Origin of the sequence: Dickeya aquatica (genome assembly GCF_900095885.1) — a bacterium.
In the GTDB taxonomy this organism is placed as follows: domain Bacteria; phylum Pseudomonadota; class Gammaproteobacteria; order Enterobacterales; family Enterobacteriaceae; genus Dickeya; species Dickeya aquatica.
In genome coordinates this window covers 935,544-947,821 of the sequence record NZ_LT615367.1, presented here as the reverse complement: position 1 = coordinate 947,821, position 12,278 = coordinate 935,544, and the positions used below count along the sequence as shown (strand labels likewise).

The window sequence follows — 12,278 nt, the reverse complement described above, 5'->3', positions numbered from 1 at the left end:
AAAAAACCACTGGCTGCGATGATTTCACTGCTGGTTGCCAGCGCCGTGCAGGCAGACACCCTGACGCGAGATAACGGTGCACCGGTCGGTGATAACCAAAACTCGCAAACCGCAGGCCCCAACGGCCCGGTGCTGTTACAAGATGTGCAGCTTTTGCAAAAATTGCAGCGTTTTGACCGGGAACGCATTCCTGAACGCGTCGTGCATGCGCGGGGAACCGGTGCTCATGGTGAGTTCACCGCCACCGAGGACATCTCAGCGTTAAGCGTCGCCGACGTGTTTAAAAAAGGCAGTAAAACGCCGGTGTTTGTGCGTTTTTCAAGCGTCGTGCACGGTAACCATTCGCCAGAAACGCTGCGTGACCCACGCGGTTTTGCCACCAAGTTCTACACCTCACAAGGGAATTGGGATCTGGTAGGTAACAACTTCCCCACCTTTTTTATCCGCGATGCGATTAAATTCCCGGATATGGTGCACGCGTTTAAACCCGACCCTCGCACCAATCTGGATGATGACAGCCGCCGCTTTGACTTTTTCTCCCATGTGCCGGAGTCCATCCGCACCTTAACGCTGCTTTACTCCAATGAAGGAACGCCAGCCAGCTACCGCAATATGGAGGGTAACGGCGTACATGCCTATAAACTGGTGAACGCCAAGGGTGAAGTCCATTACGTCAAGTTCCACTGGAAAACCTTACAGGGTGTGAAAAACCTCGATCCGAAACAAGTCGAAGCAGTGCAAGGCAAAGACTACAGCCACATGACAAACGATCTGGTGGCGGCAATTCAGCGCGGCGATTACCCGAAATGGGATCTGTATATTCAGGTTATCACCCCGCAAGATCTGCAAAAATTTGATTTTGACCCGCTGGATGCCACCAAAATCTGGCCTGGGGTGCCGGAGCGTAAAATTGGCCAGATAGTGTTAAACAAAAACCCGGATAACGTCTTTCAGGAAACCGAACAGGTCGCTATGGCACCAGCCAACCTGGTACCGGGTATCGAACCCTCGGAAGACCGCCTGTTACAAGGCCGCCTGTTCTCCTACGCCGACACACAGATGTATCGGCTGGGGGCAAACGGCTTAAACCTGCCGATTAATGCGCCGCTGAAACCGGCCAATAATGTGAATCAGGACGGCAGCCTGAACAGTGGCCATAGCCAGAATAAAGGGGTGAACTACCAGCCCAGCCGACTCTATCCGCGTGAAGAGCTGGTTTCGGCACGTTATAGCCAGACACCGTTAAACGGCACCACTCAGCAGAAAAAAATTTACAAAGAACAGAATTTCAAACAGACCGGCGAACTGTATCGTTCGTATAGCGCTAAAGATCAGGATGATCTGGTAACAAGTCTCGGTACTGCTCTGGCAACAGCAGATAATGACAGCAAACACATCATGCTGTCCTATTTCTACAAAGCCGATGCGACCTACGGCACCCGGCTGACCGCCGTGGCCAAAGGTTCACTGGATAAAGTTCAGGCGCTGGCAGGCAAGCTCACCGACTAACGCCTCACCACCACACCCGGCCATGCCATTCGCCTGATAACGCGCAATGGCATGGTTTACAGGCGACACCGGTTCAGATAGCCGGACGATAAAGCACACCAGACATGATAAGGGAACTATCATTATGAAACCGCTTTTACCCCTTCTTTTACTGCTGGCGCTCACCTCTGCGCTGGCGCAATTGCCCGCCAGTCCGCCCGCACTCACGCCACCAACGCAGGCAACAGCGTCTGTCGCCGTGCCCGTTGACAACGAGCAGGCGCTCCAGACACAGCTCAACCGCTATTTATGGGATGCCGCCCGCAGCGGTAACAATGCCATGATTGAAGAGTTCATCCATGCGGGTTACAACCTCAATACCCCGGATGAAAAAGGCTATACCGCGGTCATTCTGGCCGCCTACCACGGCCGTGATGACACGCTGGCGTTGCTGCTTGCCAACGGTGCAGACCCGTGCCAGCAGGATAAACGGGGCAATAGCGCCTTGATGGGGGCTGTTTTCAAAGGTGAACTCAAGATAGCCCAGCGGCTGATGGCCGCGAAATGTAACCCGAATCTGCGCAACCATGCCGGGCAAACGGCGGCGATGTATGCCTCGCTGTTTCAGCGCAGCGAAATCCTGAGCGCATTACAGGAAAAAGGGGCCGACATGAACGCGACAGATGCCTTCGGTAACAGCGTACAAACGCTGGCGCAAGGGGATGTTCGCGGGCACTAGTTTCTGCGGGTAACGCGCACCATTTGCGCAGCGGCACTTGCCACGGTGCTGAAAGCAGAACACTCCCCGCGCAGAACCAACCGTATCTGGCGGGGAGTGTCGCAGGCAAGATAACATTATCGGGTCATTTCCCTTTAGGGTTAGTCATTCCATCTGGGGCTAAGAAATGCAGCCAGAAACCCCGGAATGACGATGACAGCCAGCACAGCAAGATAAATAGAGACGGGTTCAAACATCACTTCCTCCTGTGGTTACATCATGTAAAAAAACCACACTTTCCAGCCACCGTTGCAGCAGGTCAATGACCGCAGGCTGACGGACGGGGCGGCCCTTTTCACTGCATCAGGCATTGCTTACACCTTCATCATATCGGCCAAAAGTTAAACAAACATTAATATCACCGGTGAAACAAAGCCTGAGTGCAGGATGAAAAGCGCTCGCAACCAGCGGGTCATATTGATGTTACACGGCAATAATCAGGGTAACGTCATGGTAAGTAGAGCAGATGAAAAAAAATGGCAGGTAATGTCAGCGACGGCCAGCGAATCTACATCACTCGCTGTAAAGATGAAAAAGCACCTGAAAACAAAAAGCATCTGAAAACATAGAGAAAAGGCCGAAAAATGTCATCTGGCGTTAGCGGTTGTGACACCGCATCAGTCGCGTAACGCCGAAGGCACCACCCCGAAACGGCGGCGAAATGCCGCGCTAAATTTGCTGTGAGAGGCATACCCGACATCCCTTGCGATAGCCGCAACCGGACGGTCTGATGACTGTAACAGCATCATTGCCGCTTCCAGCCGGGTGTCGCGTACACAGGCGGTGATGGTGCATGACTCCTGCGCCAGACGTCGGTTCAGGGTGCCAGGCGTAGTGGCGAGTACCTGCGCTACCCGGCTTGCCGACCAGTCATCATAAGGGCGTTGAGACACCAGTCGCCGCACCCGCTCACGCCAGCTCATGGCTCCCGGTGGAGCCAGCACTGTCGCGGTCTGTTCAGCCAACAGCAATAGCACCTCCATGAGCCGGTGCTCACGTAACGCCGCCGAACAGCGTTCATCAGCCAGTGCGTCGGCCGCCCGTAAAAAAGCCTCCTGCATCACGGCGGTATGCGTGAGGCGGGCAAAACTGCGCACAGCAGGCAAGGCGGCGAACTGGCCGAACTGATGATGAAAACGGGCTATCGTTTCTGGTTGCAGGCTTAACACCCGGGCGATGTACCGCCCGTGCGGCGCGGGGTCATTGACCACATCCCAGTGTGTGCCGCGCGGTAAAATAAAATACTCACCGGTCGCAAACACACAGCGGCCTTGCGGGGTCAACAGATGTTTGGTGCCGGATAACACCAGCCCGATGAGATCGGTATGCATCACCACCGTGCGCAGCACATACTGGTTACGCGCGACAATCTGGTGTGAGTGCGCCAGTGCATCAGGCAAAGCAGGCAGTCTGGATTGCGCCGCGAGCGGTGCAGAAACAGCGGGATGGCGCGTCATAACGTATCTCTGATGAAAATGGAACAGAGGTTGCGCCAATTGGAGCACTCCTCGCCTCCGGCACCGGCTACAGTCATGCACTCACATGCATAATGAAGCGTAAGCCTGCACGCGGGCAAGCCTACCATGAGACACAGGAAAACCGATATGAAAAGAGAGTTACGCATTGGGTTTATCACCGCCACCCTGCTGTGTGGCGGGCCGCTGGCTGTGAGCGCGCAAGCCAGCCCCCTGACGCTATCAAGCCCGGAAATAGCAGCGCAAAGCACGCTGCCAAAACGCTTTGAAGCCAACAGTTTTGGCTGTCAGGGTGAAAACCAGTCGCCGGTGCTACGCTGGCAAGGCGCACCAGCAGGCACGCAAAGTTTCGCCGTCACCGTCTATGACCCGGATGCACCAACCGGCTCGGGCTGGTGGCACTGGATGGTTATCAACATTCCGGCATCCGTCAATCAGTTAGCAAGCAATGCTGGAGAAGCGGGCGGCAAGCACCTGCCGACAGGGGCTCGTCAGTTACACATTGATTATGGCGTGGAAGCCTGGGGCGGTGTCTGCCCGCCGCCGGGAGATAAGCCGCATCGCTATATCTTCACCGTTTACGCGCTGAAAACCCCGACACTGGATATTCCTAAAGAGGCCAATCCGGCGCTCGGCGGGTACATGATCAACGCCAACACCCTGGCTAAAGCCAGTTTCACTGCCTATTACGGCCGCCCGGCCAAATAAGGGTGCAGCTGTCTGCAACGTTTGCAGGCAGCCTTTCTCAGTGCCCCAATCAGCGCAATGCAGTTGCAATTGTTCCATCGCGTGTTCCATCACGGCCAATATCGCCTCAATGTCCACCGCATGCGGTAATACGGGTCGCGCGATCGCCACCGCGCTGGCTGGCAAAGGCCAATGAGTGCCCGCTCCGGGCACCGGCTACGCTCGGGCTTGTTTCTCCGTGAGGCACCCCTTCCCCCCGACCATGTCTTTTCTGTTAATCGACGGTTCTTTTTTCGTGATCGCTTTCAACCTTTACGCCGACTTGCCGAATTTTGTTATTCGCTTTGACCTGCCGTTGCCACAATAACCGCAAGTCAACACAGGAAACACCGGGCCGCCGCCATCAGAACAGGCGCGGCATGAAAGAATGGAAGGGTTCTCTCAAGGATGAGATTTCCCCCTGGCGCAATACAGACAATCCGTCTGTCGCCTCATGCTGGGATAGTCGTCTCTGTGCGTACCGAGCCGACCCCAGCCCGACCTGAACAAGACACCGAATTCGCATCCGTACTTTTAACCACAACATGGTTTTTACCACAACCTGCCTGTTCACCCTGATGAAGACGGTGATCAATGTGGTTTAAACAGGTGACATAACTAGAGGATAAACCCTATGGAACACTCCGTGATCGAACCGACTGTACCGATGCCCATGCCCGCAATGTTTGACGCACCAAGCGGCATTTTCGACTCGCTTGACGACGCCGTTCAGGCCGCCGTGTACGCGCAACAACAGTTGAACAGCGTCGAGCTGTGTCAACAGGTGATTAAAGCCATTCGGGTCGCTGGCGAGCGTTATGCACAGGTGCTGGCGGAAATGGCCGTGGCCGAAACCGGCATGGGCCGCGTGGTCGATAAGTACATCAAAAACGTGTCACAGGCGCGCCATACACCAGGGATCGAATGCCTGTCGGCGGAAGTATTAACCGGCGATAACGGTCTGACGCTGATTGAAAATGCCCCCTGGGGTGTGGTTGCCTCGGTGACGCCCTCAACCAACCCGGCAGCGACCGTTATCAATAACGCTATCAGTATGATAGCTGCCGGTAACAGCGTAGTGTTCGCCCCGCATCCGTCAGCGAAAAACGTCTCGCTACGCACCATCAGCCTGCTCAATAAGGCCATTGTCGCCACCGGCGGCCCGGAGAACCTGTTGGTCAGCGTTTGCGACCCTAACATCGAAACCGCGCAACGTCTGTTTCGCTACCCCGGTATCGGGCTGTTGGTGGTCACTGGCGGCGAAGCGGTGGTGGAAGCGGCGCGCAAACATACCGACAAACGGCTGATCGCCGCCGGCGCAGGCAACCCGCCGGTAGTGGTGGATGAAACGGCGGATATTCCGAAAGCCGCCCGCGCGATTGTTAAAGGGGCCTCATTCGACAACAACATTATCTGTGCCGATGAGAAGGTGCTGATCGTGGTAGACAGTGTGGCCGATGCCCTGCTGGCAGAAATGCAACGCAATCATGCCGTGCTGCTCACGCCAGCACAAACCGAACAGCTGCTGCCGGCACTGTTGAGCGACATCGACGAACAGGGTAAAGGTCGCGTCAACCGCGATTATGTCGGCCGTGATGCCACGAAACTGGCTGAAGCCATTGGGCTTGAAGTCAACGAATATACCCGTTTGCTGCTGGCTGAAACCGACGCCAGCCACCCGTTTGCCGTCACCGAGCTGATGATGCCGGTACTGCCGGTGGTGCGGGTGAAAAACGTCGATGAAGCCATTGCGCTGGCACTCAAACTGGAAAATGGTTGCCGCCACACCGCCGCGATGCACTCCACCAATATCAGGAACTTAAATCGCATGGCTAACGCCATCAACACCAGTATTTTCGTCAAAAATGGCCCTTGTATCGCCGGGTTGGGGCTGGGTGGCGAAGGCTGGACGTCCATGACCATCTCGACGCCGACCGGCGAAGGTGTCACCTCCGCTCGTACCTTTGTGCGCCTGCGACGCTGTGTGCTGGTGGATATGTTCCGTATCGCCTGACGATGGTGTATTACCCAAACAGGTTTGCCGCGCGGTTGCCGTTGGTTCATGACCAGCGGCAATCACAACGCAACAGCCGCTTAAGGAGAGAAGCAGGGGTCAGGGGATGAAGGAGTAAACCGTACCGCGATGGGAGAAACCTGAAATTAGGTCGTACCAGAGAGAAGGAAAAGTGTGCTTTAGCGCCTGTTCCTCCCCGGCTGAATACCGTATAACGGGGAATGCTTTGGTCTGTCTACGCTTCATCCATCGATATGGTGTGACCATCACGCTCTGGCAGACCCCGCCCGACATGGTCAAGGAGGTGAGCTGACGATGAAACACAATCCAGTTAACCTGCATCATCTGGATACAGAGCACCGGCTTGCGGCCACAACGCTGATGCCGCCGGATGACAGTGTGCACCAGCGCCAGACACAGGATGTTTACGCCCAATCCCGCACCATTACAGACTGGCAGCAGATTTACGATCAGGTATCACCGGGACATTTCAAAGGGGAATTACACGAAATCCTGCTCGACGGTATCCAGATTTGCCACGAATACACCAATCTGGCCTTGCGCCAGTCCTGCATGATATGGCCCGACGCTTTCTGGTTCGGTATTCCGGCCCGCCATGCCGGGACCGGCTTTATCGGCTCCCACCCCATCAGCGACAACGCCATCGCGGTCAGCCCAGGGGGGAAGGAGTTCGAACTGAATACGCCAGATGACTACGCCATTCTGGGGGTCGCTATCTCACGTGACGAGCTGTTGCAGTACACCGATGTGCTGGAAGAGCCGGAACAGCTGACGCGGTTGCTGGCACAAAGCACCACGTTGCTGGTAGAACCCCACAGGCGGGAAATCCTCTGGTCGTTTGTACGTGAAGCGCTGTGGTATGGCTGCAACGAACCGCAACGTTTGCAGCACAGCAACGCGGCCAGGGTACTGAAACACAACGTGCTGACCACCGTGATTTCGTTTCTGGAAAGCGCCCAGCCCGCCGATGTCAGCCCATCCCATACCAACAAACGTATCGGTTATCGCAGTCTGATCGGTCGCGCCAGAGAATATGTGCTCAGCCAGCAGTCGGAACCGGTCACGGTACTTGACCTGTGCCGTCGCCTGCATGTCAGCCGCCGCACGCTGCAAAATGCCTTTTGTGATGTCATGGGTTGCGGCCCCAACGCCTGGCTGAAGATGATCCGCCTCAATGCAGTACGCCGCGAGTTAGTCAGCCCTTACTCCCATCATCACACCGTACAGGATGCCGCCATGCAATGGGGCTTCTGGCACCTGAGCCAGTTCGCCAGTGATTACCAACGGCTGTTTAATGAAAAGCCATCGGTGACACTCAAGGCTCGATTAGCAGGGTAAAAAAGAGAAGCAGATGTGGTGAAATGGTGAATATCAGGCTGATGAGTTCAATGGGCCGACGTGCGTCGGCCCTTTATTTCACGTAATTAGTCTTTCCATTTTTCAATGATGACTTTCACCGTGCCCGAATTGTCAGAGCGTTGCCAATCCTGAAGGTACAAATCGAAGCCCCCGGTTTGAGGAAATGCGTGAATGATCGCGGCAGCATGCATACCATCATCATTCAGACCGTAGTAGCTGACTGCTGCCGTTTTATCAGCGGTACTCGTTCGATCATACACCATCAGTGCCGCAGATTTTGAACGGGTATTGCCGCCCTGCCCTGTTGCGTAGTCAACACCATCGGAAGTCGGATCAATGCGGAAACGGTACACTCCCGATGCAATCGTTGTTTCATTGTAAGCATTTCCCCCGGGGACAGTATTGTTATATCCATCCAGTGTCACTGTTTTATACGGCTGCCAGCCCGCCAATGCTGAGTAAGAGGCTAATAGCGAGGCCGTAGCCACTAAAATTTTTGTCACGTTCTTCACGATTCAACATCCTTATAAATAAGATTAAACAGCCGTCAGATGATTATATAAATACCATTTAAAATCAAATCATTGGATATAACGATTCGTTTTAACCAGACATTATTGATAAGCAATACTGGTGATTAGGCGATTAGTGCCAGGAAAGGTAGGTATTGCCGGATTTTCACCCGGCAAATCGGGATCACGCATTCAGTGCAGCAAACGCGCGGCGGATATCGTCTTCTGGCAGACGAATACCGATAAACACCATCACGCACTCGCGCGCTTCATCGTCACGCCATTGCCTGTCCCAGTCGGCGCTGTAGAGCCGTTGTACGCCCTGAAACAGCAGGCGTCGGTCATCGCCATCTATCGCCAGCACACCTTTATAGCGCAAAAGGTTATCGGCACACTTTAGCAGCAGTTGTTCCATCACGGCGGATACCGCCTCAATGTCCACCGCATGCGGCAACGTGACAACCAGCGAACTGATGGCGTTATCCGGCTCAATCAGCGGGCGAAAACGCGGTAAAGACACCTGTAGCCGATCGTCTAGCATGAAACCATCGACACCGAAGATCTGACGGTGATCTATCTGCCCGCTCACCACCCGGTGCAGCGTCGCGCGGGCGTTGATACGAGCAAGCCGTGCTTCCAGCGCCGTGGTGTCTTGCACCAGATCGGTTTTGGTCAGCAAGAGCCGGTCAGCATAACCAACCTGCGCCTGCGCGACGGTATGGCGGGTTAGCTGTTCATCGGCATGTACCGCGTCTACCAGCGCAATCACACCATCGAGGACAAAACGCTCGCTCAGGCGTTCGTCAGCAAAGAACGTCTGAATCACCGGCCCAGGGTCGGCCATGCCGGTACATTCAATCACCAGCCGGTCAACTATCAGCTCGCCGCTGTCGATACCGTCCAGCAGGTCATGCAGCGCATCAGACAATTCATTGGCGCTGCTACAGCAAATACATCCGTTACTTAACGTGGTAATACGGGTAGCGCGATCGCCCAGCAAGGCATCATCAATGGCGACCGCGCCAAATTCATTTTCAATAACGGCGATTTTCTCGCCGTGATCGGCATGCAACAGATGCCGCAGTAAGGTGGTTTTTCCGGCCCCGAGAAAGCCGGTGAGGATGGTTGCGGGCAGTGCCGTGGTGGTCACAAGGGTCTCCTGATTGTGTATTCACGCTAAAGCGCGGTGGATACCTAACAACAGCGAAAACCGCCTTTGCCGCTGCCGCCGTAACGGGCCTGCTGGCGCTCGCGGAAAAATTCCTCGTAGCTCATCACATCCTGATCGGGGTGGTTGGCCTGCATGTGTTGCACATAGGTGTCGTAGTCGGGGATCCCCACCAGCATTCTGGCGGCCTGGCCCAAATATTTGCCCGCTTTACCCAGATTTCCGAACATATCGCCCTCTCTTTGCATTCACGCCGACAGGCTCTTGCCAGAGCCTGTCGGCGATATCCTCCCGGCTATCAGTGATGGGAGGAGATCTTCACGCCACCTTCCGGCACCGGCACATACGGGGTTTCCCTGTCACTGCGCGCCGGACGGTTACGCACAGCCAGCGCGGTGCGGATACCGTAGAAGATTATGCTATACACCACCACCAGGAACAAAACGCTCAGTACGGCATTGGTGTAGTTATTCACCACGATGTGATGCATGTTGGCAATCTGCTGTTCGCTCAAATCGGTGCCTTCAGCGATGCGCTGTTTGTAAGCCCGCGCCAGATACAAAAAGCCTTCCAGTTGCGGGTTGTTACTAAACAGCTTCAGCCCCAGCGCCCAGGTGGTGCAGATAAGCAACCAAATCGCTGGCAGCAGCGTGACCCAGATATAACGTGTGCGCTTCATCTTGATAAGCACCACGGTACCCAGCACCAGCGCCACGGCGGCCAGCATCTGGTTGGAGATACCAAACAGCGGCCACAGGCTCTTGACGCCGCCGAGCGGATCGACCACGCCCTGATACAACAGGTAGCCCCACAGCCCCACACAACCGGCGGTACCAACCATACCGGCAACCAGCGAGTCGGTTTTTTTCAGGAATGGCACGAAATTACCCAGCAAATCCTGCAACATGAAGCGGCCAGAACGCGTGCCGGCATCCAGCGCGGTCAGGATGAACAGCGCTTCGAACAGGATACCGAAGTGATACCAGAAGCCCATGTTGGCGCTCGGGATTATCTGATGGAACACATGGGCAATGCCCACCGCCAGCGTCGGCGCACCACCGGCGCGGTTCAGTACCGACGGCTCGCCAATATCTTTCGCGGTTTGCAAAATCTGCTCCGGGGAAATCACAAAACCCCAGGCACTGACGGTCGCCGCGGCCTGCGCGGTCACATCATGCAGTTGTGCCATAATAGCAGGGGCATTCGCGCCGCCGAGCTCATGCAGGTTCGGCATGGTGATACCCAGACCGACCGGCGGGGTGTTCATGGCGAAATACAAACCCGGCTCGATAATCGATGCCGCCACCAGCGCCATAATGGCGACAAATGACTCCATCAGCATCGCACCGTAGCCGATAAAGCGGGCATCGGTTTCGTTCGCCAGCAGTTTTGGCGTGGTGCCGGAGGCTATCAGCGCATGGAAACCCGACACAGCACCACAGGCGATGGTAATAAACAGGAACGGGAACAGCGCACCTTTCCACACCGGGCCAGTACCGTCGATAAACTGGGTCATGGACGGCATTTTCAGCTCAGGGTTGATGATGACGATGCCGATAGCCAGACCGACGATCACCCCGATTTTCAGGAACGTCGCCAGATAGTCGCGCGGTGCCAGAATCAGCCATACCGGCAACAGCGCGGAGACAAACGCATAGCCAATCAGCGCAAAGGTGATGGTGGTGTCTTTAAAGGTCAGCGCCGGGCCCCAGTACGGATCATGGGCGATGACGCCACCCAGCCAGATAGCCAGCAGCAACAGCACGATGCCGATGACAGACACTTCCCCCACCCGGCCGGGGCGCAGAAAGCGCATATAAATGCCCATAAACAGCGCAATCGGCACGGTGGAGCAGACGGTAAACACGCCCCACGGACTTTCCGCCAGCGCTTTCACCACGATCAACGCCAGCACCGCCAGGATGATTATCATAATCAGGAAGCAACCGAACAGCGCGATGGTGCCGGGCACCGGCCCCATTTCCTCTTTGATCATCTCGCCGAGCGACACCCCGTTGCGACGCGTGGACATAAACAGCACCATGAAGTCCTGCACCGCACCCGCCAGCACCACACCGGCCAGCAGCCACAGCGTGCCGGGCAAGTAACCCATCTGGGCGGCCAGCACCGGCCCTACCAGCGGGCCTGCACCGGCAATAGCCGCAAAGTGGTGGCCGAACAACACGTTGCGGTTGGTCGGCACATAGTTAAGGCCGTCGTTATTGACCACGGCCGGTGTCGCCCGGCTGGCATCCAGTTGCATCACCCGGCGGGCGATATACAGGCTGTAATAGCGGTAGGCAACGAGGTAGACGGCCACCGAGGCAACCACTATCCACATGGCGCTAACGTGCTCGCCGCGGCGCAGCGCGACCACCCCCAGACAGCACGCCCCGATGAATCCCAGTAATCCCCAGGGAAGATGTTTAAGTAGTTTATCCTTCATCACGCTCTCTCTTCTTGTCGTGTCGTTATCGATGATGTAGTTACGTAGAGTGACTGTAATCAGCCCATCAGTCGCATGACAGGGAATTTTGGATAAGTGGTCGGATAAGCGCATGACCGGTCATATAGCGGAATAAGCGGTGGCACCGCTGGGCGCAACCGCCGGAAAGTCACGAACGAGAAAATCACGAACGAAGAGAGAGGCTATGGCCACAGACCCGGCAATGCCTGGCCTGATAAGAATACATAGATAGCCGGATGAAAAATGATGGCCCGAGTGCCCCGTCTCGCC

General features: G+C 55.8%; 13 protein-coding genes. 6 read left to right on the top strand and 7 right to left on the bottom strand.

Translation table 11 applies throughout. The features are described 5' to 3' along the window. Window positions 1-18 precede the first annotated feature (18 nt). Window positions 19-1,509, top strand: a complete 1,491-nt coding sequence (gene katB, locus DAQ1742_RS04285; protein WP_197731768.1) for a catalase KatB — start codon at window positions 19-21, stop codon at window positions 1,507-1,509. Here katB and DAQ1742_RS04280 read toward each other — a convergent pair. Then, entirely contained in the window at window positions 1,465-1,632 is a 168-nt protein-coding gene (locus DAQ1742_RS04280) for a hypothetical protein (RefSeq protein ID WP_158513805.1), read from the bottom strand. The two genes, katB and DAQ1742_RS04280, sit on opposite strands and share 45 nt — an antisense overlap. 1 nt (window position 1,633) lies before the next feature. Between DAQ1742_RS04280 and DAQ1742_RS04275 the strand changes: the two genes are divergently transcribed. Then, window positions 1,634-2,227, top strand: a complete 594-nt coding sequence (locus DAQ1742_RS04275; RefSeq protein WP_035340152.1) for an ankyrin repeat domain-containing protein — start codon at window positions 1,634-1,636, stop codon at window positions 2,225-2,227. A gap of 140 nt (window positions 2,228-2,367) precedes the next feature. Here the strand turns inward: DAQ1742_RS04275 and mgtS are convergent, their stop codons facing one another. Beyond that, window positions 2,368-2,463, bottom strand: a complete 96-nt coding sequence (gene mgtS / locus DAQ1742_RS04270; RefSeq protein WP_145916157.1) for a protein MgtS — start codon at window positions 2,461-2,463, stop codon at window positions 2,368-2,370. A 190-nt stretch (window positions 2,464-2,653) separates the two neighbouring features. Between mgtS and DAQ1742_RS20455 the strand changes: the two genes are divergently transcribed. Continuing rightward, window positions 2,654-2,827 carry a hypothetical protein gene (locus DAQ1742_RS20455; RefSeq protein ID WP_158513804.1) on the top strand — a complete coding sequence of 58 codons (174 nt, stop codon included), beginning with the start codon at window positions 2,654-2,656 and terminating at the stop codon, window positions 2,825-2,827. 56 nt (window positions 2,828-2,883) lie between these two features. Here DAQ1742_RS20455 and DAQ1742_RS04265 read toward each other — a convergent pair whose 3' ends face one another. Beyond that, the gene (locus DAQ1742_RS04265; RefSeq protein WP_083960992.1) at window positions 2,884-3,723 is read right to left on the bottom strand and encodes a helix-turn-helix transcriptional regulator; all 840 of its coding nucleotides are present in this window, start codon (window positions 3,721-3,723) and stop codon (window positions 2,884-2,886) included. A 147-nt stretch (window positions 3,724-3,870) separates the two neighbouring features. Here DAQ1742_RS04265 and DAQ1742_RS04260 point away from each other — a divergent pair, with 147 nt between their 5' ends. The 3 genes from DAQ1742_RS04260 to eutR all read left to right on the top strand — a co-directional run bounded on the left by DAQ1742_RS04260 (window position 3,871) and on the right by eutR (window position 7,840). Beyond that, window positions 3,871-4,449 (top strand): YbhB/YbcL family Raf kinase inhibitor-like protein, encoded by a 579-nt coding sequence (locus DAQ1742_RS04260; protein WP_083960990.1) that lies wholly within the window; start codon window positions 3,871-3,873, stop codon window positions 4,447-4,449. 685 nt (window positions 4,450-5,134) lie between these two features. After that, the gene (locus DAQ1742_RS04255; protein ID WP_051124187.1) at window positions 5,135-6,481 is read left to right on the top strand and encodes an aldehyde dehydrogenase family protein; all 1,347 of its coding nucleotides are present in this window, start codon (window positions 5,135-5,137) and stop codon (window positions 6,479-6,481) included. Window positions 6,482-6,796: 315 nt separating this feature from the next. Continuing rightward, on the top strand, window positions 6,797-7,840 hold the full coding sequence (eutR, locus tag DAQ1742_RS04250) for an HTH-type transcriptional regulator EutR (RefSeq protein WP_067486608.1): 1,044 nt from the start codon (window positions 6,797-6,799) through the stop codon (window positions 7,838-7,840). Between the two features lie 86 nt (window positions 7,841-7,926). Here eutR and DAQ1742_RS04245 read toward each other — a convergent pair whose 3' ends face one another. The 4 genes from DAQ1742_RS04245 to DAQ1742_RS04230 all read right to left on the bottom strand — a co-directional run bounded on the left by DAQ1742_RS04245 (window position 7,927) and on the right by DAQ1742_RS04230 (window position 11,987). After that, window positions 7,927-8,373: a hypothetical protein gene (locus DAQ1742_RS04245; RefSeq protein WP_035340145.1), complete on the bottom strand. Its 447-nt coding sequence runs from the start codon at window positions 8,371-8,373 to the stop codon at window positions 7,927-7,929. A gap of 184 nt (window positions 8,374-8,557) precedes the next feature. After that, window positions 8,558-9,523, bottom strand: coding sequence for a GTPase (yjiA, locus tag DAQ1742_RS04240; RefSeq protein ID WP_035340143.1), 966 nt, complete (start codon window positions 9,521-9,523; stop codon window positions 8,558-8,560). A 44-nt stretch (window positions 9,524-9,567) separates the two neighbouring features. Then, window positions 9,568-9,771, bottom strand: a complete 204-nt coding sequence (locus DAQ1742_RS04235; protein WP_035340142.1) for a YbdD/YjiX family protein — start codon at window positions 9,769-9,771, stop codon at window positions 9,568-9,570. A gap of 68 nt (window positions 9,772-9,839) precedes the next feature. Then, complete coding sequence (locus DAQ1742_RS04230) at window positions 9,840-11,987, bottom strand: carbon starvation CstA family protein (protein ID WP_035340139.1); 2,148 nt, start codon at window positions 11,985-11,987, stop codon at window positions 9,840-9,842. Window positions 11,988-12,278: the final 291 nt, after the last annotated feature.